This window comes from Myxococcales bacterium, from assembly GCA_016712525.1.
In the GTDB taxonomy this organism is placed as follows: domain Bacteria; phylum Myxococcota_A; class Polyangia; order Polyangiales; family Polyangiaceae; genus JAAFHV01.
Window position 1 is genome coordinate 2,190,724 of record JADJQX010000007.1, and the last position, 22,696, is coordinate 2,213,419.

Annotated in this window: 16 protein-coding genes; 12 read left to right on the forward strand and 4 right to left on the reverse strand. The window is 69.9% G+C overall.

Going from position 1 to position 22,696, the window contains the following annotated elements; translation table 11 throughout:
• The first annotated feature begins 114 nt into the window (after positions 1–114).
• Together IPK71_26325 and IPK71_26330 are read left to right on the forward strand one after the other, a co-directional pair.
• The gene (locus IPK71_26325; GenBank protein MBK8217257.1) at positions 115–1,419 is read left to right on the forward strand and encodes a VWA domain-containing protein; all 1,305 of its coding nucleotides are present in this window, start codon (positions 115–117) and stop codon (positions 1,417–1,419) included.
• Positions 1,420–1,585: 166 nt separating this feature from the next.
• Positions 1,586–2,260 carry a hypothetical protein gene (locus IPK71_26330; protein MBK8217258.1) on the forward strand — a complete coding sequence of 225 codons (675 nt, stop codon included), beginning with the start codon at positions 1,586–1,588 and terminating at the stop codon, positions 2,258–2,260.
• Here IPK71_26330 and IPK71_26335 read toward each other — a convergent pair.
• Positions 2,257–3,087, reverse strand: coding sequence for an RNA methyltransferase (locus IPK71_26335; GenBank protein ID MBK8217259.1), 831 nt, complete (start codon positions 3,085–3,087; stop codon positions 2,257–2,259). The genes IPK71_26330 and IPK71_26335 overlap by 4 nt on opposite strands.
• 203 nt (positions 3,088–3,290) lie before the next feature.
• On the opposite strand from IPK71_26335, the gene IPK71_26340 reads away from it, so the two are divergent.
• Positions 3,291–4,364, forward strand: a complete 1,074-nt coding sequence (locus tag IPK71_26340) for an alpha/beta fold hydrolase (protein MBK8217260.1) — start codon at positions 3,291–3,293, stop codon at positions 4,362–4,364.
• 19 nt (positions 4,365–4,383) lie between these two features.
• On the opposite strand, the gene IPK71_26345 is transcribed toward IPK71_26340, so the two are convergent.
• On the reverse strand, positions 4,384–5,292 hold the full coding sequence (locus IPK71_26345) for a UbiA family prenyltransferase (GenBank protein ID MBK8217261.1): 909 nt from the start codon (positions 5,290–5,292) through the stop codon (positions 4,384–4,386).
• 106 nt (positions 5,293–5,398) lie between these two features.
• On the opposite strand from IPK71_26345, the gene IPK71_26350 reads away from it, so the two are divergent.
• Entirely contained in the window at positions 5,399–6,217 is an 819-nt protein-coding gene (locus IPK71_26350) for a carotenoid biosynthesis protein (protein ID MBK8217262.1), read from the forward strand.
• A gap of 135 nt (positions 6,218–6,352) precedes the next feature.
• Here IPK71_26350 and IPK71_26355 read toward each other — a convergent pair whose 3' ends face one another.
• Positions 6,353–8,329 (reverse strand): OmpA family protein, encoded by a 1,977-nt coding sequence (locus IPK71_26355; GenBank protein MBK8217263.1) that lies wholly within the window; start codon positions 8,327–8,329, stop codon positions 6,353–6,355.
• Between the two features lie 379 nt (positions 8,330–8,708).
• Between IPK71_26355 and IPK71_26360 the strand changes: the two genes are divergently transcribed.
• From IPK71_26360 to IPK71_26395, 8 genes are all read left to right on the forward strand, one after another.
• Positions 8,709–10,082: a sigma 54-dependent Fis family transcriptional regulator gene (locus tag IPK71_26360; protein MBK8217264.1), complete on the forward strand. Its 1,374-nt coding sequence runs from the start codon at positions 8,709–8,711 to the stop codon at positions 10,080–10,082.
• Between the two features lie 43 nt (positions 10,083–10,125).
• Complete coding sequence (locus IPK71_26365) at positions 10,126–11,934, forward strand: HAMP domain-containing protein (GenBank protein ID MBK8217265.1); 1,809 nt, start codon at positions 10,126–10,128, stop codon at positions 11,932–11,934.
• 13 nt (positions 11,935–11,947) lie between these two features.
• Positions 11,948–13,396, forward strand: coding sequence for a protein kinase (locus IPK71_26370; GenBank protein ID MBK8217266.1), 1,449 nt, complete (start codon positions 11,948–11,950; stop codon positions 13,394–13,396).
• Between the two features lie 14 nt (positions 13,397–13,410).
• Positions 13,411–15,531 (forward strand): FecR domain-containing protein, encoded by a 2,121-nt coding sequence (locus tag IPK71_26375; protein MBK8217267.1) that lies wholly within the window; start codon positions 13,411–13,413, stop codon positions 15,529–15,531.
• 52 nt (positions 15,532–15,583) lie between these two features.
• Positions 15,584–16,222: a YdcF family protein gene (locus IPK71_26380; protein MBK8217268.1), complete on the forward strand. Its 639-nt coding sequence runs from the start codon at positions 15,584–15,586 to the stop codon at positions 16,220–16,222.
• 48 nt (positions 16,223–16,270) lie between these two features.
• Positions 16,271–16,924 (forward strand): peptide-methionine (S)-S-oxide reductase MsrA, encoded by a 654-nt coding sequence (msrA, locus tag IPK71_26385; protein ID MBK8217269.1) that lies wholly within the window; start codon positions 16,271–16,273, stop codon positions 16,922–16,924.
• 28 nt (positions 16,925–16,952) lie between these two features.
• A complete protein-coding gene (locus IPK71_26390) occupies positions 16,953–18,455 on the forward strand; it encodes a GMC family oxidoreductase N-terminal domain-containing protein (protein MBK8217270.1) in 1,503 nt (500 codons plus the stop codon).
• Positions 18,456–18,621: 166 nt separating this feature from the next.
• On the forward strand, positions 18,622–20,442 hold the full coding sequence (locus tag IPK71_26395; GenBank protein MBK8217271.1) for a protein kinase: 1,821 nt from the start codon (positions 18,622–18,624) through the stop codon (positions 20,440–20,442).
• 24 nt (positions 20,443–20,466) lie between these two features.
• Here the strand turns inward: IPK71_26395 and IPK71_26400 are convergent, their stop codons facing one another.
• A complete protein-coding gene (locus tag IPK71_26400; GenBank protein ID MBK8217272.1) occupies positions 20,467–22,497 on the reverse strand; it encodes a TonB-dependent receptor in 2,031 nt (676 codons plus the stop codon).
• Between the last annotated feature and the right edge of the window lie 199 nt (positions 22,498–22,696).

Sequence of the window (22,696 nt, forward strand, 5' to 3'; positions counted from 1 at the left end):
GAGACTCGCGCTCGCCGCGTGCTTGGTCGCTCGCGCCGTGGCGTGGTCCATGGCGGATCCAGCATATTTTTCCAGGGGTACGGCACGAACGCGCGTGGTACGAAACTCTCCATCATGGCGATTCGTCCTCGGCCGACGGCTGCCCTTTCCCTCGCTCTTTCTTTCACCGCCTTCACGGCGTTCCTCGCTCCCGCGTGTGGCTCGTCCGAGCCGCTCAGCGCGTTCGACGCGGGCTTCGACGCGGGCACGGTCACCTTCCCGCCCCCGGGCGACTTCGGCGACTCGGGCACCGGAGGCGACGGCGGAACGAACCCGTTCGACCTCGACGGCGGCTGCGCGAACGCCACCGCCGAAGCGAAGCGCACCCCTGTCTACATGATGCTCGTCATCGACGGCTCGGGCAGCATGGACGGCTTCGACGGCACCGCGTACGTCGCCGGAGAGCGGGAGATCGATCCCGAGACCACGACGCCCCGGCAAGACCTGACAAACCAAGCGACGCAGTCCTCGGGAAAGAAGTGGATCGCGGTGCGCGGCGCGCTCAAGGCCTTCTTCGACGGTCTCGCGGCGCGCCCCGATCCGAGCCTCGCGGTCGGCATGTATCTCTTCTCGAGCAACACCGCGAAGCCGAGCGCCCAGACCGACGTGGCCATCGGCTTCGTCGACGCGACGCAGGCGACGGCGCTGAAGGGCCGCCTCAGCCCGCCCGTGTATCCGGCGCAGGGCACCCCGCTCGCGGCGGCCGTGCGTGGCCAGCGCCCCATCTTGACGTCGTACGTGCCGCAAGCGCCCGTGCTCCCGGGCGGGAAGTACGTGATGGTGATGATGACGGACGGCGTGCCCAACGCCGCGAACCTCACGCAGCCCCAGGCGAACGCCGACGTGATCGCGGCGATCAACGAGGCCAAGAACGGCACCCCGGGAGCGACGGTGTTCGTCGTCGGCGTGGGCAACCCCACGGCGCGCGTCGACCAGTACGACGAGGTCTTCCTCGGTCAGGCCGCCCAGGCCGGCGGGGCCCCGGAGCCAGGATGCAACCCCGCCTGGTCGGACACGAACACCACCGGCAAGCCCTGCCACTTCCAGGTCACGCCCGGAGCCAAGACGGCCGCGCAGATCCGCGACGACTTCCTCGCGGCGATCAACCAGATCCGCGAGAAGGTCGCCTCGTGCGAGTTCACCCTCGAGAAGCCCCAGGGCGCGGGCGCCATCGACCCGACCAAGGTCAACGTGCTCTACACGAACGGCCAGGGCAAAGAGGCGCCCATCCCGCAGAACCCGCAGAACGGCTGGTCGTACGACGACCCGCAAAACCCGACGAAGGTCATCCTGAACGGGCAAGCGTGCGCCGACATGAAAGCCGACCCCGACAGCAAGATCCGCGTCGTCATCGGCTGCAAGACGATCGTGACCAAGTAGGCGAGGCGCTCGCCGAGGAGCAGCGCGTCACTCACGTTCGCCCACGTGGTGGTTGACGCTCTCCGTCATGGGCTTTCGCGTTGCGGGGCCGGAGCTTTTCGTAAAAACTGAATCGCTGAACGTCTTCCTTGCCAGTTGGGCTACGCCCGAGAGAACAAGAGGCCTCATGAAACGACTGTCCTTCGGGTGCGTGGCGTGTGCGTTCGTGGCCGTCGCGGTCTCGCTCTCGGCATGTGGCACGAGCAACGGCGATACACCCGACGCGGGCGACGTGACCGAGACCGGGCGCGACGCGAGCACCACGCGCGACTCGGCCACGCCCCTGCCTCCTGCGTTCGAGGGAGGGCTCGACGAGGACTCGGGTGTCGGTCCCCAACCCGACGGAGGCAACGACCTCTCGGGCTGCATCGACGCGAACGACCCCGGCGGGACCGAGCCGACCGCGCGCGCGCTCGCCAACACCGACGACTGCGACAAGAACAAGGCCACGGTGAACGGCGTCGTGCGAGGCATCGCCGACACCGACATGTACCGCGTCACCCTCGCCGACAAGACGCTCTGCCGCCAGGACGGGGTCTTCAAGCTCGACGGCCAGGCGCTCGAGTTCTGCGTCTTCATCCAGTGCAAATCGAACGGATCCACGACCGACGTGAAGTCGTGCGGCGGGGGCGTCAAGAAAGACTCGGACATCGGCCTCCACGGCTGCTGCGCGGGCACCCCCAGCGAGATCAAGGTCGACTGGAACTGCACGGGCACGATCGACGAGGCGTCCGACGTGTACTTCCGCGTGAAGCCGACCCAGAACGTGTGCCAGCGCTACACGATGACCTACAATTTCTAGGTCGTTCGTGAGCGGAGGGGCGCGCGCGACATCGCGTGGAGGGCGATGCCCGCGGCCACGGACACGTTGAGCGAATCCCAGCCTTCGGCCATGGTCATGCGAAGGCCACGCACCCTCTCGAGCGTGACGTCGGAGAGGCCGGGGCCTTCGGCTCCGCACACGAGGGCAACCCGCTCCGGGAGCGCGTCGATGCGTACGTCCCGGAGGTCTTCGGCGCCACGCGGCGAGAGCGCGTACGGCGTGAAGCCTGCGTCGACGAGGGCGTCGACGAGCTCGGCTTCGCTGTCCACGAACGCGAACGGCACGCGGCAGGACGCGCCCACCGAGACCCGCAGCGCCTTGCGGTAGAGGGGATCGCACGACGCCCGGTCGAGCACGACGGCGCTCGCGCCGAACGCCGCGGCGCTTCGAAAGATGCCCCCGACGTTGTCGTGGTTCGTCACCCCGGAGATCCCCACGACGACCGCGCGAGGCCCCACGCTCCCGAGCAGATCCCGGGCCGTCACGGGCGCCGGGCGCCGGGCGAGCGCGAGGATGCCGCGGTGGATCGGGAAACCCACGACCTCGCTCATGGTGGCCTCGTCGGCGAGCAAGACCGGCGTCGTCTCGGGGAGGAGCGCGAGGGCGTCGGCGAGCTTCTCGCGTCGCTTGTCGAGCAAGAGCACCACCCTCACGAGCTCGGGCCTCGCCGCGAGCGCGGCGCGCAAGACGACCTCGCCCTCGACGATGAACTCACCGTCGCGCCCCCGCGCGTCACGGTCGCGGAGGTCTCGAAAGGGCTCGAACCGGGGGTCGGACGCGGACGTGAGGGTGGCGAACGTGGGCATGAGGGCCTCGGTTTTGGTCACGCCGAGCGCGTGGAATCAAGGAGTCAGGCAAAACCCAGCGGTCTTGGGCGGTGATGCAGCGTGAGCGGATGTCGCCTCATGTCGCATGCCACCTACCAGGTCGTACCTATCGCTGCGCGTCGCGTTGACCGTCCCGGAGGTGCGCTCGTATACCGAAGCCGCACGAAGGGGACCTCTGCGCGATGCGACTCTCGGGGCTCGGAAAAATCCTTGGTCTTTGTGTGCTCGTCGGCTGCGGCTCGGAGACGCCGCCCGAGGGTACGCCCGACGCCGTGCCGCCCCAGGCCTCCGCGACGGTACGACCCGCGCCCGCGCCCCCCTCCGTCGATTCGCCCGATCCCTCCGGGCCCACGTCGTCGCAACCCAAGCTCGGAGCCCCCTACCCGATCGTGCTCATGCACGGCATGGCTGGCTTCCAGGAGCTCAACGTCGGCCCCATCGGCGTCGAGTACTGGGCAGGCATCAAGGACGACCTCGCCAAGATGGGCGAGACCGAGGTGTACGTCACCGAGGTGTCGCCCTACCAGACGAGCGAGGTGCGCGCGCGCGAGGCCGCATCGCAGATCGACGCCATCTTGGCCCGCACGGGCAAGGCGAAGGTGGCGCTCGTGGGGCACAGCCAAGGGGGCCTCGACGCGCGGGTCCTGGCGAGCCCCGAGGGCCTCGGCTACGGCGACAAAATCGCGTCGGTCACGACCATCTCGACCCCGCATCGCGGGAGCTTCATCGCCGACATCGTGCTCCGCATCGCCAGCGTCTCTCCCGAGACGTTCGACAACGCGACGCGCACGATCCTCAGGGTGCTCCAGCGCACGGCCTACGATCTCCAGAACGACCCGAACCTCCGCGCGCAGCTCGTCGGCATCAGCGAGAAGTACATGCGCGAGACCTTCAACCCGAAGTACCGCGACGACGCCGGCGTCGTCTACGAGAGCTACGCGGGGCGATCGAACCTGCGCACCGGGCTCGGCGTGTGCGACGGAGGCATCTACCCCAACGAGCCGACCAAGCTCGACTCGGCGCAGGCGTTCCTCTTGCCGAGCGCCGTGATCTTGGAGCAGGGGATCCCGGTCAAGGTGAACGACGGGCTCGTCACGGTCGAGAGCGCGAAGTGGGGCACGTTCATGCAGTGCATCCCCGCCGATCACCTGAAAGAGGTGGGGCAGCTCAACATCGACGGCCAGAACCTGCAGACGTTCGACCACAAGGCGTTCTATCGCCAGGTCGTCCGGCGCATCCGTCAGCGCGGCTTCTGAGCGCGAAAGCCTCGAGGCCTCAGAAGAGGTCGCGCGGGAGACCGGCGCGAGCCCAGAGCGTCGTGCCGACGAGGTAGATGACGAGCAGCGCTGCGCCCGCGTAGGTGACACCGATGCAGTCGGCGCGGCTCACCTTCGATGGGCCACGCGCGCGCACGAAGACGAGCATCGCGATCGGGGCCGCCGCCATGAGCAGCTCGCGGAACGTGAGGACGCGCGTGATTTTCCCGGCCACGAGGATCACGATCGGCACGAGACACAACGCGACGACGATGCGACCGGCCGCGTCGACCCCATGTACGACGGGGTAGGTAGGCACGGAGACCGCGGTGTCGCCCTCGACGTCGCGTAGATCGTAGAGGACCTCGAAGCTCTGCTCGAAGAGAAAGAAGAAGACCATGAGCACGGCGATGGCCGCGCCGCTCATGACCCGCGGAGGCCCCTCGGCGAGGAGAGGATAGAACCCGACCGAGAGCACGAACATGAACGCGGAGACGCCATTTTTCAGGGCGTAGAGGTCCTTGAAGCGGACGAATCGGCCCCCCACGCGGCCCCGCATGCGGCCGAACGCCGGCACGTACCGAAAGCTGTACCCGAGCCCGAGCGCGTGGAAGAGCACCCGGAGAGCGGCGAGCGCGGGTGTCGTGACGACGAACCCGAGCACGAGCGACGCGACGAGCACGACGAGGCTCGCGCGGACGATGAAGGTGGCGTGCTTGGCCACGAGCTCGGTCGCCACGATGCCATTGAGCCTGTCCTCCTCGACGTCCGTCGCACGGTTCAGGAGGTTCACGAGGCACCAGTCGAGGGCGCAAACGAGCGAAACGCCGACGAAGAGGTGCTCGCGGAAGAGCGCGCCGAACACGAGCGCCGCCGCGGCCGCGATGGCGACGATGTGGAACCGCAGGGCGGAGAGGGCCTCGTTCATGCGAGGCGGCGTCTACCACGACGCCCGCGGGGCGGCACGGGCCCTCCCCTTTCGAGACGCTCGCGTTGCCTCGACCCGCACGGCCGTCCGCGATATGGCTGGCACGATGCTCTTCGTCGAGCTCTTTTCACTCGTCGTGCTCGCGGTGTTCGTCGCCGTGGACGGGGATCGCCGCGCGACCTTGAGGGACGCGGGCCTCGTCGCGTTGGGCGCGTTCCTCGGCGAGGACTCGTGCATCCGCCTCTACGAGTACTACGCCTATTCTCCGGGCTGGCACGTCTTCCTCGATCGTGTGCCGCTCGTCGTGCTCCTCATTTGGCCCGCGGTCGTGCTCTCGGCGACCAAGATCGCGAAGGCCATCGCGCCGCGAGCGTCGGCCCTCAGGCTCGGCGCCATGGTCATGGGGATCGTGGTGTTCGACGCGGCGCTCATCGAGCCCATCGCCGTGCACGCGGGGCTCTGGCACTGGTCACACTCCGGCATCTTCCATGTCCCGGTCATCGGGATCCTGGGCTGGGGCTTCTACGCGGGCGCGATCGTCGTCGCGCTCGAGTCGCTCCGAGGCGCACGCCGTCTGCTCGCGCCACCGCTCGCTGCCCTCGCCACCCACGCGCTGCTGCTCGCCGCGCACTGGGGCCTCCTCCGCTACGTCCTTCGCTTCGAGCTCGCCTTCCACGTGAGCCTCGGCCTCGTCGTCCCGGCGGCGCTCGCGTACGCCCAGGTCGTCGTGCGCACCCGGGCGACGCTCGGCCCTGGCGACCTCGTGGCCCGCGCCCTCGCGACCTCCCTCTTCGTCGTGTTGCTCGCGCGGAGCCCGAGCCTCCCGCTCGTGCTCTACGCCTCCGCCTTCACGCTCCCGCACCTCGTCCTGGTCGCCCAGAGCCTGCGCACGCTGCGCGCGGGGCCCCGGGGCCTCGGCGCGTAAATAGCGGATACTCAAGGCATTTCGAGGAAGCGGCGCACAAAACCGAAACGGGGTACCCCCAGCCGGGCACCCCGTCTCCGCACACACATGCCCCCACGGTCCCGATCGACGATCAGGACCGCGGGACCTTGGCGCCTACTTCTTGGGCGCGGGGGTCGCGGGCTTCGCGGGAGCCGCGGGCTTCGCAGGAGCCGCGGGCTTCGCAGGCACCGCAGGCTTCGCGGGAGCCGCGGGCTTCGCGGGCGCGCTCGCGGCAGGCTTCGCGGGCTCGGGCTTCGAGTCCGCGGGCTTCTCGTCCGTGATGTGGAATTCCACGCGTCGGTTGTTTTGGCGCCCCTGCTCGGTCTCGTTCGAGTCGACCGGCTTCTCCTGGCCGTAGCCGGCGCTCGAGAGGCGCGCCTTGTCGATGCCGTGCGCGACGAGCCACTTCACGACCGACGCCGCGCGGTCGGCGCTGAGCTTCTTGTTCGCCGCCGGCACGCCCTTGTTGTCGGTGTGACCTTCGACGTTGATGTGCTTGATGTCCGCGTGGTCGTTCAGCACCTTGAGCACGGCCTGGAGGACCTCTTCGCTGTCCTTGCCGGGCAGGATTTGGGCGCTCGCCGTCTTGAACTTGACCTGGTCGAGGATCTTGATGACGCCCGCCTGGACGAACGCCTTGGGGCAGCCGTTCTTCTTCGGGTCGGGGTCGGCCTTGCCGGGCTCGTCCGGGCACGCGTCGACGTCGTTCTTGACCCCGTCCTTGTCGCGATCCGGATCCGGGCAGCCGTTCGTCGCCGCGTCGCCCGTCTTGATGCCGGGCTTGTCGGGGCACGCGTCGTCGGCGTCGACGATGCCGTCCCCGTCGCTGTCGGCCGGGCAGCCGTTCTTGGCCGGATCCTGCTGACGGACGCCGGGCACGTCGATGCAGGCGTCGTCCTTGTCCCAGATGCCGTCCTTGTCCTTGTCCGACGGGCAGCCGTTCGTCTTCGGGTCGTCGGTCTTGATGCCGGGCACGTCGACGCACGCGTCGTCTTGATCGAGGATGCCGTCGCCGTCCGTGTCTTTGGGAGCCGCCGGGGGGCAGCCGTTCTGCGAGGGATCGTCGCTGCGCACGCCCTTCACGTCGGGGCACGCGTCGTCCTTGTCGAGGATGCCGTCGCCGTCGCGGTCGCCGTTGACCTGGACCTCGGGCTGGTACTCCACGTTCAGGAGGACACGCGCCTGAGGCGAGCCGAAGCCGCGGGTGAGGCCCGTGCCGATGCCTCCACCGAAGCGCACGGGGCCGGCCGTGTAGTGGACCCCGCCGAGGATCTCGACGGGCGTGCTCTTGCGCCCGAACGCCGAGGCGGTGCCGTCGGGGTTCGAGCCGAGCGTCGTCCACATGTTGAGCTCGGGGCCGATCATGAGCTTGCGGTCGAGCACGTGGGCGCCGGCGGCGAGACCGAGGAACATCTCGCTGCCGACCGCGGCGTCGGCGAAGGGCTGATCGCGGAGGCGGATGTTGGTGCCGAGACGGGCCGAGTACGCAAACGCGCTCGACGCCGAGCCGATGTCACCTGCCACGTTGATGTGGGGCGCGATACGAGCCGAGCCGTCCCCGAGGTAGTCGGACTGGCTGCCAGTCGGGAGCCAGAAGCGCGAGCCGATGCCGAGGCGGATGGCCCCGTCGGACTCGCCGAAGAGGCGCAAATCCAGGGCGAAACGCAGGTCGCCGATGCCCTGCTCGTTCTGCGGGGCCACGTAGCCCACGCCCTTGTACGGGCCGTTGCGGCCGTCGTTGTAGAGGGCGATGGGGAGGTTCACGCCGAGGCGAAGCCGCTCGAAGAGCACGACGCTGGCGCCGAGGTGCGCGAGCAGCTGGTTACGGACGACCGAGTTCTGGATGGAGCCGTCCTCGCGATAGATGACGAGTGGCCTATACACGTACTCGCCGACGAGCCCGATCGAGGGCCGCACCTTGCCGCGGTAGTCCATCGAGTCTTGCGCGAACCACTCGCTGCCGCGCTCCGAGGGCTCGAACCGGCTGACGGCGAAGCCCTGCGGGGCCGCCGCTTGCGCCCGAGCGTGCTCGGCGAGGGTCGTGAGGGCGAGGGTGGCAAGGGAAGCTGTGAGCAGACTGCGGGCTCTCATTGAACGGATGCTCCTGGCGAACGAAGGAGCCGGGCAGCCCAAGGAGGGGCCGCGCACGGCGAAGGTCAGATTACGTTGGCGATCCGGGCGAAGTCCATGCCGCTTCCGTGCCGCGCGGCGCCCTCCCTCGGTACGAATGCCGATCGGGCACGGGCGCGACGCTACGGCTCGCCGCGCCCCGCAAATTCTCCGCGACGGAGGGACCGCCGATCGTCCGAGGCGCGCGGACCTCACCTGCGCGATCGACGCATGCGTTGCGCATCGCATTGAGGTGTCGCGACCTCGCGCACCCCGTCGCACATGCCGTTCGCGCAATATTGTCGCGCCCATCCGCGGATTCCGACACGCAACGGAATACACTGGACTACTCTATTTCGGCATGTCCGCCCCGAAGCTCGCCACCGAGATCGCCACCGAGCTCAAGTTCGCGAAGTCGGTCGCCGCTCCGCGTCTCCGGCTCACGGTCGAGCGTGAGGCAGGCCGCCCCGAGGCGCGCTCCGTGACGGTCGACGGCGAGCGCGTGAGGATCGGGTCGCACCCCAGCAACGACCTCGTGCTCGCCGATCCTTCGGTGTCACGCTTCCACTTTCATCTCCTGAAAGAGAAGAACGCGTGGCGCGTCCGCGACACCGGCTCGACCAACGGGACCTCCATCCAAGGGGTGCGCTTCCACGACGCCGAGCTCCCCTCCCCCGAAGCCGTGTTCGACCTGGGCGACTCCCGCGTGCGCGTGACCGAGGTGGCGAGCCTCGCTCAGGTCGAGGTGCTCGATCAGCCGACGTTCGGTGAGCTCTACGGGCGCTCGCTTGCGATGCAGAAGCTCTTCGCGATGCTCGAGCGCGTAGCTGCCCACGACACGAACGTGCTCATCGAGGGGGAGAGCGGCACCGGCAAAGAGCTCGTGGCGACCGAGATCGTGAAGCGCTCGAGCCGCGCGAGGAAGCCGTTCGTCGTCGTCGACTGCGGCGCGATTTCGCCGAACCTCATCGAGTCGGAGCTCTTCGGTCACGTACGCGGCGCCTTCACCGGCGCCGACCGCGACCGCATGGGCGCGTTCGAGGCCGCGCAGGGCGGCACGGTGTTCCTGGACGAGATCGGCGAGCTCCCCCTCGAGATGCAGCCGAAGCTCCTCCGGGCGCTCGAGGCTCGCGAGGTGCGGCGGCTCGGCGAGACCCAGACGCGGAAGATCGACGTCCGCGTCGTCGCGGCGACGAACCGACAGCTCGAGCGTGAGGTGAACCAAGGGCGCTTCCGCGAGGACCTCTTCTTCCGCCTCTCGGTGGTCACCCTGCGCATCCCTCCGCTGCGCGAGCGGCCCGAGGACATCGAGCTGCTCGTAAACGTCTTCCTCGACGCCCTCGACGCGACGAAGCACTCGCATCTTTTCACGAGGGATCTCTTGGAGAACCTCTCGGCCCACCCGTGGCCCGGCAACGTGCGCGAGCTGCGCAACTACGTCGAGCGCACCATCGTACTCCAGAGCACCGAGGTGCCGGTCGCGGCGCGCGCGTCCGGCGAGGAGCCCTCCGAGACTTCTCGTTCCGACATGCGGCATCCCGACCTCAGCTTGTCGTTCCGGGACGCGAAGGAGCGGGTGCTCGCCGAGTTCGAGGTCGCGTACCTCACCGCCCTGCTCGACTGGGCCCAGGGGAACGTGAGCCGCGCGGCAAGGAAGGCAAAAATGGACCGAATGAACCTCCACCGCCTCGTGCAGCGGTACGGCCTGCGCGAGAGCCGCGGCCTACGAGATTGAAGCGAGGCGCCGTGTCGGCACGATATCTGCTTTGGGGCAGGCCATGACGAAACCGGCGCGGGGGCTATCGCTTCGAACGAAGTGGTCGCTCGTCCTCTTGGGCGTGGCGCTGGCTCCGCTCGTGGCCCTCGGCCCGGTCACGCTGCGCCTCCAACGCGACGGCCTCATGGAGTCGGAGAACGCCCTGCAGGGCGCGGTGGCCACCCAGGTGACCAAGTCCGTCGCGGTCACGGTGAGCCACGTGGCGGACGCCGCGACGCGCACGGGCCACCTCCTCGTCGGTGCGTCGCTCCAGTCGGAGCGCGATCGCGAAGCGGGAGACAACCTCGTCGCGCTCGCGCGGAGCGAGGCCATCGCGACCGAACACCTGGCGTACATCGTCGTGTACGACAAGACAGGCGCCTACATCGACGCGATCGTGCGAACGCCGAAGGGCGGAGCCACGCCCGACGTGCCCCGCGACAAGCTCACCGACGCGCTGGCCGAGAGCGCCACCCGGGCGGGCGGGGTGTGGACCGTGGAGCGGCCGCGGGACGGAAAGGACGAGCTCTCGTACACGGTGCCCCTCGTCGCCCCGGGCGGTCAGCATACCGGCTTCGTGCGCGCGTTCGTCTCTCGTGGGGCGCTCTCCGAGCTCGTGGGGACCGTCTCGAGCGAGCGGCTCGGAAGCCCCAACGCCGTGTTTCTCCTCGACGAGAAGCTCACGGTGATCGCCGCTCCGGAGAACGCGTGGGTCAAGGTGGGCGACGATTTGCGGGGAAAGTACATGTTCTCGCACCTCGACCCGACGACCATCCCGTGGGACGTCCCCTTCCAGGGAGTCACGGGAGCGTACGCCGCACCGAACGGGGACGCGATGCGCGGGGCGTACTCGACCCTCGGTCGGCACCGGTGGCTCGTCGTCGTGCAGCGCCCGGAGAGCGAGGTCCTGGCCGCGCTCCGCGCCACCCAGCGCGCCTTCGTGCTCGCCGTGCTCGCGGTGGCCATCGTCGCCGTGCTCGCGGGTGGATGGCTCGCGGCGCGCTCGACGCGGCCCATCGAGGCGCTCGTGAGGCTCGCGCGCCGCTACGGGCAGAGGGAGTTTTCGGCGCGGGCCGACGTACACACGGGCGACGAGCTCGAGGAGCTCGCGGGCGCGCTCGGAGAGATGGCGACCTCGATCGAGGACGGAGAGAGGGAGCTCGCCAAGAAGCGAGAGACCGAGGCGCAGCTCTCGCGGTACCTCCCGTCCGAGATCGCGCGCTCGATCGCCGAGGGCACGCGCACGCTCGGCCTCGGAGGGGAGCGGCGCCCCGTCACCGTGCTCTTCGCCGACATCGCGTCGTTCACGTCGTTCGCGGAGCGCTCTTCGCCCGAGGCCGTGGTGGGCTTCCTGAACGAGGTGTTCTCGATCTTGACCGAGGTCGTGTTCCGGCACGGCGGCATGGTCGACAAGTTCATGGGCGACTGCATCATGGCCGTATTCGGCGCGACCGAGGCCGAGGGCGACCCCGCCCGCGCGACCCACGCCGCACGTGCCCTCGCCGCGGCCGAGGACATGCACAGGTTCGTCGAGACCCAGGCCGCCGAGTGGAAGAAGCGCTTCGAGTTCGACGTGAAGCTCGGCATCGGGGTGTCGTCGGGCGAGGCGCTCGTGGGGAACCTCGGCAGCGAGACCCGCATGGAGTTCACGGCGATCGGCGACACCGTGAACACGGCCGCCAGGCTCGAGAGCGTCGCGCAGGCAGGCCAGACGCTCGTCACCGGCGACGTCGCCAAGGCCGCGGGCGACACCTACGAGCTGCGCGCCCTCGGCCCCCACCCGCTCCGCGGAAAACGCGAGCCCGTCGAGCTGTTCGAGCTCCTCACCTGAACCGAGGTCCGCGTTGAGCTTCCCGTCGTCGATGGGCCACGAAGGCCCGCCCTGCCCCTCCTGCGGCACGCCGCTCGAAGACCCGCGCAAGTGCGCGATCTGCGGGCACGAGCTCCCCGACCCTCGCCTAGGGCACGTCGTGGCCGGGAGGTACCGCCTCGACGCCGTGCTCGGCGAGGGTGGCATGGGCGTCGTCTACCGGGGCACGCACACCACGCTCGGTGAGGCCGTCGCCGTGAAGTTCTTGAAGGCCGAGTGGACCGCGAAGCCCGAGTTTCGCGCCCGGTTCCGCCGCGAGGCCGTCATCCTCGCGAAGCTCCGTCACCCCGGCATCGTCAGCGTCCTCGATTTCGGCGAGGACTCCGGCGACCTCTTCATGGTCATGGAGCTCGTGAACGGCACGCCCCTCTCCGACCTCGTCGGCGAGAAGGGTCAGGTGCTCGGGCGCCTCCGCACGTTCGGAGTGTTCGACGAGCTGCTCGCCGTGCTCGAGGCCGCCCACGACGAGGGCATCGTGCACCGCGATCTCAAGCCCGAGAACGTGATGCTCGTGACCGGGAAGGACCGCCAAGACCGCGTCAAGGTTCTCGATTTCGGGATCGCCTACCTCGACGACGGAGGCAGCGCCGGGCAGCGGTTGACCGAGACCGGCACGATCCGCGGCACGCCCCAGTACATGTCTCCGGAGCAGTGCAAGGGCGCCGAGGTCTCCGCGCCTTCGGACGTGTACTCGGCCGGGGTCATGCTGTTCGAGGCGCTCACGGGCAGCCTGCCGTTCGACGCCGTCGAGGTGACGGGGCTCATGGTGCAGCACATGTTCGTCGAGGCTCCGTCGATGAGAGAGACCGGGACGAAGCCCGACGTCTCGCGCGGCCTCGAGGCGCTCGTGCGGCGAACGTTGGCCAAGCGCCCCGAAGATCGCCCCTCGGCGCGCGCCTTTCGAGAAGAGCTCGCCGCGATCGCCAAGGGCACCGACGTCGCCTCGTTCGAGGACCGCGCCGCCGAAGAGCGAACACGGAACGCGGCGCTCTCGCGCAGCGATCGCGCCATCACCGGCGTCACGCGTGCCGCGGAGTCCTCGGGCGACGGCGTGACCGCGACCTCCTCCGAGACCGTGGTCGTCTGGGCCGACGCGGCCCGGGCGTCCGCGCTGCGCACGGCGCTCGCGGTGCACGGCCTCCGTGCCGAGATCCACGCGTCGGAGGGCGCCCCCGCCGACGGCTCCGCCGCGTCCGCGAAGGCCCTCGTCGTGGCGAGCAGCCACGACGCCTCGGCCGAGTCCAAGATCGCCTCGACCCGTGGAGGCGCGTTCGCGCGCGTGCCCGTGCTCGCCGTCGACGCGGCGAGCGCCGCCGAAACGGCGACCCTGGTCCGCGCGGGGGCGAGCGACGTCGCGCTCTCTTCGGCGACGGACGACGAGATCGTGAAGAAGGTCAGGCGGCTCGTCCGGCGAGGCCGCTAACCCATGAGAAACACATGAGAATCCTTAACTCCGCCCTCCTCCTTGCCCTCGTCGCTCTGGCCCCGTCGAGCGCCTTCGCGCAGTCGGCGAACAGCGACTACACCACGAAAGCCGGCGACGACTGCGTGAGCGTCGCCATGAAGGCCTACGGGGACCGGCGCGCCGTCGAGCTCATTCACGAGGCGAACCCGTGGATGGGCCCGGTCCCCCACGTGCTCAAGCCCGGCACCGTGCTCCACCTGCCGCCGAAGAGCCAGCTCGGCACCTCGCCCGACGCACGCGTCACCTTCGTGCGCAACAAGGTGACCGTTCAGGCCGCGGCGACCAAGTCGGCCGAGCTCAACGATCCTCTCTTTCGGACGAACCGCGTGAGCACGGCGAACGCGTCGTCCGCGAACGTCACGTTCCGCGACGAGACCCAGATTCGCATCGGCGAGGAGAGCCTCGTCATCATCTTGGGAGACGTGCAGGGCGCCGCGAAGAAACAACCGGCCGACGCGACGCTGGTCTCGGGTGCGCTCCAGGCACGCCTCGGCGAGCTCTCGGGCAAACGCCCCCTCACGGTCGAGACCGGCGGTGGGGCGAAGGTCACGATGTCGAGCGGAGACGCCGTGGTGGGCGTCGACGCGCAGAAGACCACGCGCCTCGCCGTCCACGGTGGGAGCGCGGCGTTCGCGGCGGCCTTGTCGACGGTCACCGTGGCGAAGGGGTTCGGCTCGAAGGCCGAGAGCGGCAAGCCACCCACGCCCCCGCGCCCCCTCCCCGCCGCTCCGGTGTGGGCCTCGGCGCCCCCCGAGGTCGTCTTCGCCGACGCGGCGGGCAAGGCGCGCGTCGTCGCGCGGTACGCGGACTCGGGGCTCGCGGGCAAGCCCAAGGCCGCCTCGTTCCGCGTCCGCGTCGCGCGAGATCCGTCCATGGACGACCTCGTGAGCGACACGGTGGTCCCCTCCAAGGTGACCGAGCTCGACGCGCAGAACCTGCCCGTCGGAGCCTATTTTCTTAGGGTATCGTCGATCGACGACGACAAGTTCGAGAGCCCCGTGGGGCCCATCGCCAAGGTGGTGGTCGCGAGCGTCGCGCTCTCGGAGACGACCCCCGGGCTCGCGCGGCTCGCGGTCACCCCCTCCGACGTGGTCTGCACGATCGACGGCTCCGCCGGCACGACCGAGGTCGACGGGACGCGCCCTCACGGCGTCGTGTGCCAGCTCGACGCGCGCGACCCGAAGGCGCGCGGCGCCGAGGTCGCGAAGTCCCCGGGGACGCTCACGCTCCCCGCCGTGACGAAGCCCCTCGCGCGCCGCGTGGGCGCGGCCGAACGAGGCGGGCGCGACGGGGAAGGGCGCGTCACGATCGACCTCGCCGAGCCGTCGGGTGCACCTGCCTCTGCCGAAGGGGTCGAGGTGACCGCGACGAACGGCGTGACCGTCACGCGGGTCGATCGCGAAGGCACGCGCCTCGTCGTGCACCTCGCGTACCCGAGCACCGCGCGCCCGTTCGTGCTCCGCGTGCAGAAGGGCACGAGGGTCACCGAGTCGCCGGTGCTCCACGCCTCCCCGACCCGCGAGGCCGAAGCGGTGCCCCGCGCCCCACGCCGCGACGACGACGGCATCCGCCCCCGGGGCTTCGAGATCGGCGCGGGCTTCGGCCTCGGGGAGCTCTTCTCGGGCCACGGAGGCCGACAGCTCACGCTCGCGACGGCCTACCGCACGCCCCTCTCCCGGACGTTCGGAGTGGCGCTCGGTCCGAGCGTGACGATCGCGCGCTTCGACGCGGCCCCGATCGACGCGCCGAGCTTCGACGGCGCGCCCCCGGGGGACGTCTCGTCGCACACCAACGTCGTCCTCGGTTTCCCGGTGGCGCTGCGCCTCTTCCCGAGCCGCACGCTCTCCCCCTACGTCGCGGCCGCGCCCGAGCTTGCTCTCCAACGAGCGTCGTTCGCGAAGGGGCTCCTCCGAACGACGGCGACCGGGACCGCCCTCGGAGGCCGGCTCACCCTGGGCGGCCAAGCCGCGGCCGGCCCCGGCTTCGCGTACCTCGAGGGCTCGCTCCGCGGCATGGCCGCCGTGGCCTCGGACACGTCGTCCGAGCCCCTCACCGGGGCGTCGTTCGATCTGGGGTACCGCCTCGCCTTCTGAGAGGGCTCCCCCTCGCTCGCACCTCGCCCCACCACGCGATACCATGTGGACCGTGGTGGCACGCCTCGCGAACCTCTCGAGATCGAAGCGGATCCGGCTCGCGATCGGAGCGCTCCTCACCACGCTCACCCTCGGGACGGCCGTGCCGAGCGCGTTCGTCTACCGCGACGGGGTCACGCGCATCACGCCCGAGGACGACGTCCGTCACGCCGACGCGATCCTCGTGCTCGGCGCCAAGGTCTTCCCCGACGGCCGCCCGAGCGACGTGCTCCGCGATCGACTCGAGGCGGCCCTCCGGCTCTACCGCCGCGGCGTCGCGCGGACCGTGCTCCTCACGGGCGATCACGCGGAGCCCGGGTACGACGAGCCCGGGGCGATGGCCGCGTGGCTCGTTTTGCACGGAGTGCCGAAGGACGCGCTCGTCCAAGACGGGCGCGGGCTCGACACGTACAGCTCGATGGCGCGGGCCAAGGGCACCTACCGCATGAACCGCGTGGTCGTGGTGACCCAGGCCTTTCACCTGCCGCGAGCGCTCTACTTGGCCCACGCCTTGGGGCTCGAGTCGCAGGGGGTCGTCGCCGACGCTCGAAGGTACAGGAAGGGCGCCTACTACGAGGTGCGCGAGGTCGCCTCGAGGGTGCGCGCGTTCGTCGACGTGAAGCGCGCGAGGCAGGTGCCCGAGGGCCCGTGAGCCACGGTCGCGCTTGCCCGAACGCGGCGTGTGTCCGATAGTCTCGGCATGGGATTTTTCGGTCGTGCGCCGCGCATGCCCACGCGCGAAGAGGCCATCGTCGGGACCGACACGCCGATGCCCGTGCCCGAGCTCCACTTCGTCTCGGGAAACCGCATCGTGCCGCCCTTCCCGGCGGGCCTCGAGGAGGCCGTCTTCGGGCTCGGCTGTTTCTGGGGCGCCGAGAAGCTCTTTTGGAAGCTCGACGGCGTCTACGCGACCATGGTCGGGTACGCGGGAGGCTTCACCAAGAACCCGACGTACCGCGAGGTGTGCAGCGGTCTCACCGGCCACAACGAGGTCGTGAAGGTCGTGTTCGACCCGAAGTCGATCCCGTATTCGGCCCTGCTCGCGGCGTTCTGGGAGGGCCACGACCCGACCCAGGGCATGCGCCAAGGGAACGACGTCGGGACCCAATACCGCTCGGGGATCTACGTGGTCTCCGAAGGGCAGCGCCGCGAGGCCGAGGTCTCGCGCGACGCCTACCAGGAGGCCCTCACCCGAGCCGGCCTCGGCCCCATCACGACCGAGATCGTCGACGCTCCACCGTTTTACTACGCCGAAGACTACCACCAGCAGTACCTCGCCAAGAACCCGGGCGGGTACTGCGGGCTCGGCGGGACGGGCGTCTCTTGCCCCATCGGAACGGGCGTCTCGGCGTGATCCACGAGGTTCGCCCGTGAGGCTCCTCGTGGTCGGGGCGGGCACGTCGGGCGCGGTGATCGCGGCGCGCGCGAGCGAAAATCCGAAGCTCGAGGTGGTGCTCGTCGAGGCCGGGCCCGACTACGTCGGTGGGCTCCCCGACGATCTCGCCAACGGCAAGACCAACTCGATGCGCAAGCACGACTGGGGCTTCCGCCACAAACCGAACCCGCATTCCCTCCCCTTCCTCTACCCGCGAGGAAAGGTCGTCGGCGGGAGCTCCGCGGTGAACACGTGCATCGCGCTGCGCGGGCAGGCCTGGGAGTACGACGAGTGGGCCGAGCTCGGCCTCCGCGACTGGTCGTACGAGGCGTGCCTCCCGGCGTTCTTGCGCATGGAGAACGACCTCGACTTCGGCGCTCGGCCCTACCACGGAAGCTCGGGGCCCCTGCCCATCCGCCGCCACCCCGAGCGCGAGCTCTTGCCTTGGAACGTGGCCCTCATCGAGGCCGCCACCCACCTCGGCCACGCCCGGTGCGACGATCACAACGCCCCGGAGCCGCTCGGCGTGGGGCCGCAGCCCATGAACAAAATCGAGGGGCGGCGGATCAGCGTGGCCGAGGCCTACCTCACCCCCGAGGTCCGCGCGCGCTCGAACCTGCGCATCGTGCCGAGCACCACGGTGCGCCGCGTGCTCTTCGACGGGAAGCGCGCGCGCGGGGTCGAGGTGTCGACGCACGGGCGCGTGCACGACCTCCACGCCGATCACGTGGTCCTCTCGGGAGGCGCGGTGAGCACCCCCGGCATCTTGCTCCGCTCGGGCATCGGCCACGAGGACGACGTCCGCGCGATCGGTGTCGAGCCCCTCGCGCACGTCCCCGCCGTGGCCCGGCGCCTCTTGGATCATCCCGGAATCGCTCTTTTTTTCTGGCCCACGTCGCGCTTCGTGAGCAAGGACGATCCCATCATCCAGGTGATGCTGAGGGTGACGAGCGAGGGGAGCCTCCGGCCCGGCGACCTCCAGCTCCAAGGGGGCTCGGGCATGCCGACGCCCTTCGTGCACGTGCCCGTCGTCACCCTCATGGCTCACATCGGGAAGCCCGAGGGCCACGGGACGATTCGGTTCACGAGCGCGCGGCCCGAGGTAGCGCCGGTCATCACCTCGAACCTGCTCCAGCATCCCGGAGATCGGAAGAAGGCGGTGCAGTGCGCGAAGCTCCTGCGAGACCTCGCCGCGACGCCGGCCATGCGGAAGCTTGCGACGCCGCTCTGGCCGCGCCCCAAGGTGCTCGCGAGCGACGCCGAGCTCGACCGCTACGTCGAGCGACTCAACGACTCGGGGTACCACCCGTCCGGGACCGTGCCGATGGGCCCGGAGGGCAGCCCCGACGCGGCCGTCGACTCGCGGGGGCGATTTTCGGGCATTTCGGGCCTCACGGTGGCCGACGCCAGCATCATGCCGACGATTCCCTCCGTGAACACCAATCTCCCCACATTGATGATCGGCGAACGTTTCGGCGAATGGGCGGCCCAAGGCGCCTTGGGCCACTGAATGCCGAACGGAGCGATGGCGGGGTTCTCGGCCGGACCGAAGCGTGTAGTCTAACGAAGCTGGGCTCTCTCATGGCACCGATCCGAACGGCAGTCGGCTTTCGACCGAACCGAGCAACGTGGGCGACGGGCCTCGCTGTGGTCGCGCACCCACGAGGAGCGTGCTCGTGAGCTACCCCGTGCTCGTCGCGAAGGTCTCCGACGACGGCGAAGCCGCGCGCCTCATCGCGCTCGCGCTCCGCCAAGAGAGGGCCTTCGTCCAGCTCACGCAGGCGGCAGGGCGACCGGGACCGCACTGGCTCGACGTGAAGCTCGGCGACGGGCGAAGCGTGCGGCTCTTCGCCGAGACGGCCGGCCCCGCAGCACCGGAGGGGCAACCGCTCACGCTCGCGGTCGCCGACCGCGGGCAGATGGCGTCTCTCCTCGCGCTCGTGGAGCAGCTCGAGCACGCGCGCCCGCCTCGAAAACCCCCGCAGGGCTCGACGCTCGAGTCACGCATCCCGTTCATCGAGGACGCGCAGACCCGGGCCGAGCCTTTGCCCGTCGAGAGCGAGAAGTCCACGCCGCCTTCGAGCGCGGGCATCGAGGTCGAGGTCGAGGTCGAGGTCGACGACGCGGACGCCGACGCGTACGACGAGGACGACGCGCCGACCCTCATGCAAGCCCCTGCGGCGCCCGCGGCGAAGGCACCGGCTCCCGCCGCCGCACCCCCGAAGGAGCCGACGTACTCGCCGCTCCTCGTGCTGGCCGTCGGCCCCGAGACGGACTCTCTCGCGGACACGATGATGCCGCCGAGCTCCACGGTCGAGCGGACCATCATGGTCCCCATGCCTGCGCCCGCTCCGGCGCGCGTGTCCCCGCCGAGGGCGCCGGAGCCCGCGCCGCAGCGCCCACGTCTCGTCCCCATCCCGCGCGAGGAGCCCCCCGACGCGCGCAGGACCGCCGAGCCTCCGACCGAAAAGCTCCGGCGCGACCCTCGGCCCGAGGCGAAGGCCCCCGAGCCCGCGAAGACCGGCCCGTCGCGAGGGGGAAGCGCCGCCCTTCGCCCCGAGCCCGCGGCGCCGAACGAGCCCCCGAAGGCGAGCCCGCAGCCCGCCACGAGCCACGGCGGTCATCGTGTGCTCGGGCGCACGATCGCAGGCAAATACAAGATCGAGAGCTCGATCGGGCGAGGTGCCACGGCCGAGGTCTTCCGGGCGCAGCACTCGAGCCTCAAGCGCCCCGTCGCCGTGAAGGTCCTCCACCAAGAGAACGCCGGCTTCATCCAGTTCGTGAAGCGGTTCAAGGCCGAGGCGCACACGCTGAGCAAGCTCGAGCACCAGAACATCGCGCGCGTCATCGACTTCGGGCAAGAGCCCGACGGCCTCCTCTACCTCGTCATGGAGCTGCTCGTCGGCAAGAGCCTCGAGGTGCTCCTCGGCGAGAACGGCCAGAAGCTCGCGCCGAAGAAGGTCATCGAGATCGGCATCCAGACGTGCAGCGCGCTCGCGTTCGCGCACGACGAGGGCGTCATCCACAGAGACGTGAAGCCCGAGAACGTGGTGCTCGTCCCCCACCGCGACGAAGACGGAAAACCTTGTGATCTCGTGAAGGTATGCGACTTCGGGCTCGCCAAGCTGCGGGACCCGGACCCCGAGAACACCGACATCACGATGGGCGGCACGCTCTGCGGCTCGCCGGCGTACATGTCGCCCGAGCAGATCGTCGGCGAGAAGCTCGACGCGCGCTCCGATCTCTACGCGCTGGCGACGATGCTCTACGAGGCGCTCTCGGGCGAGCTCCCGCACGACGCCGTGGGCCTCACGCAGCTCTTCGCGAAGAAGCTCATGGACGTGCCCGTCCCGATCCGGAAGCACCTGCCTTCGATCGACGCGGCGCTCGAGGCCGTGATCATGAAGGGGCTCGCGCGCGAGCGCAACGATCGCCAAGCCGACGCGCGGGTCTTCCGTCAGGAGCTGCGCGCGGCCCTCGCGGCCATGCCGGGCTGAGGCTCGCGCACGCGGCAGCGGACCTTAGAACGTGGCCTTCACGCCCACCTGCACCCAGCGCGGCGCGTTCACGCGAGCGCCGTAGGGGCGCCTTCCGACGATGTTCTCCGCGCCCGTGAGGTTCCTCACGTTCGCGTAGATTTTGAGCCACTTGAGCGGCTGGAAGTAGCCGCCCACGTCCATCCAGACTTGCTCGTCGGTCGCGATGGTCTCGTCGATGGGGGCGCTCCCGGCGACCTCGCGCATCTTGGCGACGTAGTTCACCGACGTGTTGACGCCGGCGAGCCTGTGCTCGATGCCGAGCGCGAGGTTGAACTGATGCCGCGGGATGTAGGGGATCTTGTCGCCCGCGCGCACCGTCCCGTAAATGGGATCTTGCGAGGTGAAGTCGCTCTGGAACTCGCCGTACGTGAGCGTGTACGCGGTGGTCGCCGGGACCTTCACCGGCCCCGCGGGGAGCTCGACGCCGGCCGACGTCTCGAGCCCGTAGACGCGCGCGGTGCCCGCGTCGAACTGGCGGTCGAGGTTCGCGTCGACGCAGCCCCCGGACTGGGTGCAGATGTTGGTCAAATTCTGGTAATCGTTAAAGAATCCGACGACCTCGGCGCGCGCTCGGCCGCGCGTGTAGCGGGCCCCGGCCTCGTAGTTGACGCTGTACTCGGGGCGCACCTCGCGCGAGCTGCCCGGCGGCGGCGGGCTGAAGCCTCGGTACGCGCCGCCGAGCACGCCGAGCTCCTTCGTGAGCGCGTAGTAGGCCCCGACGCCCGGCAAGAACGCGCCCGTGAAGCCGTTCTGCGACACGTTCGAGAGGTAGTCCTCGGCGCGCGACGCGATGAACTCGGCGCGGAGCCCGGGCGTGACCGTGAGCCCACGGTAGGTCATGGCGTCCGACACGTGGAGCGCGAGCGCGTGCGTCTGCGCGAAGTTCCGTGTGGTCGTGAGCTCGGCCTCCCCCGCCGGCACGAGCACGCCACTTTGCATCAGGTAACCCTGCTCCGTGTGCACGCGGTGGATGTCGTCGTAGTGGAGGCGCGCTCCCGCTTCGATGGCGTGCGCGATGGGGCCGGTCTTGGCCTCCGTCGTGAGCACGCTCTGGATGCCCTGGCTCACGAACCAACGTTTGTTCGGCCCGACGTAGAGCGTGTCGGCGCCGGTGCCGCTCGAGTCGATGTCCCCCCGGAGCACCGCGAAATACCCTGCGTTCGCCGGGTCGTTCGGCGACGCGAGCACGTCCGACGCGGAGGCGCGCCCGAGCCGATTGAGCTTGTTCCAGGTGCGCGTGTAGTCGAACCGGTAGAGCGTGGTCTTGAGGGTGTACGCCGTCTCGGGACCTTCCATCGTGTGCGTGAGCACGACGCCGGTCCTGTGGTTCTTCATCTGGTCGAGCTGGCTCGCCGCGTACCTGCGGTACGGGTCCACGCGGAAGTCGGCGTCGCTCTGGCCGAGGTACGTCTCGTTCGAGGTCTCGTCGCCGTACGAGAGCTTCATGAGGAAGCGGTGCTTCGTCGCGGCGTTCGGATCGACGACGTAGCTCGCCTTCACCATCCAGTCGTTGCGCGTGGAGCCCGTGTCCGCGCCGCTCGGGAGGTTCGCGAAGCCCGTGTTCTGGAGACGCACGCCCTCGACGAGGAAGCCCCACTGGCCCATCGTCGTGCCGACGAACGCGTGGGCCTTGCCGTAGCCGTACTCGCCGAGCGCGAGATCGACCATCGCCGAGGTCTTGAGCGGGATTTGGCGCGTGAGCAGATCGATGGCCCCGCCGACGGTCTGCGGGCCGTACGCGATCGCCGAAGGCCCTTTGACGACGCGGACTTGCGTCATGCGCGCCATGAGGGGAAAATAGTACGCCGCTGGCGCAGAGTACGGCGCGGGCCCGAAGAGGACGCCGTCCTCCATGAGCGTGAGCTTCTTGCTTCGGTCCGGGTTGCCTCCGCGGATGCCGATGTTGGGCCGGAGGCCGACGCCGTCCTCGCCGCGCATGTAGACGCCGGGCACCTGCATCAAGACGCTCGTGGGATCGTCGTACGAGAAGCGCTCGAGCTGCTGCTTGCGCATCACCTGGACGGAGCCGGCGCTCCTCGCGAGCGGGTTCCCGGAGATGACCACGTCCTCGATGGCGGGGCGCTTGGGCTTCGGCTCGGCGGGCGCCGGAGCGGCGGGAGGCGCCTCCGCGGGCGCGGGCGCGGGGGACTGCTGCGGGGCCTCCGCGGGCGCAGCGGGTGCGCTCGTGTCGCTCGGAGGGGGCGGCGCGGGA

Coding starts and splice junctions, on each gene's coding strand:
- IPK71_26345 (MBK8217261.1), bottom strand. CDS start 5,292: ATGAACGAGGCCCTCTCCGCCCTGCGGTTCCACATCGTCGCCATCGCG.
- IPK71_26360 (MBK8217264.1), top strand. CDS start 8,709: ATGTCCGCCCCGAAGCTCGCCACCGAGATCGCCACCGAGCTCAAGTTC.
- IPK71_26355 (MBK8217263.1), bottom strand. CDS start 8,329: ATGAGAGCCCGCAGTCTGCTCACAGCTTCCCTTGCCACCCTCGCCCTC.
- IPK71_26365 (MBK8217265.1), top strand. CDS start 10,126: ATGACGAAACCGGCGCGGGGGCTATCGCTTCGAACGAAGTGGTCGCTC.
- msrA (MBK8217269.1), top strand. CDS start 16,271: ATGGGATTTTTCGGTCGTGCGCCGCGCATGCCCACGCGCGAAGAGGCC.
- IPK71_26400 (MBK8217272.1), bottom strand. CDS start 22,497: ATGCGCAAGCAGCAGCTCGAGCGCTTCTCGTACGACGATCCCACGAGC.
- IPK71_26350 (MBK8217262.1), top strand. CDS start 5,399: ATGCTCTTCGTCGAGCTCTTTTCACTCGTCGTGCTCGCGGTGTTCGTC.
- IPK71_26340 (MBK8217260.1), top strand. CDS start 3,291: ATGCGACTCTCGGGGCTCGGAAAAATCCTTGGTCTTTGTGTGCTCGTC.
- IPK71_26335 (MBK8217259.1), bottom strand. CDS start 3,087: ATGCCCACGTTCGCCACCCTCACGTCCGCGTCCGACCCCCGGTTCGAG.
- IPK71_26330 (MBK8217258.1), top strand. CDS start 1,586: ATGAAACGACTGTCCTTCGGGTGCGTGGCGTGTGCGTTCGTGGCCGTC.
- IPK71_26375 (MBK8217267.1), top strand. CDS start 13,411: ATGAGAATCCTTAACTCCGCCCTCCTCCTTGCCCTCGTCGCTCTGGCC.
- IPK71_26325 (MBK8217257.1), top strand. CDS start 115: ATGGCGATTCGTCCTCGGCCGACGGCTGCCCTTTCCCTCGCTCTTTCT.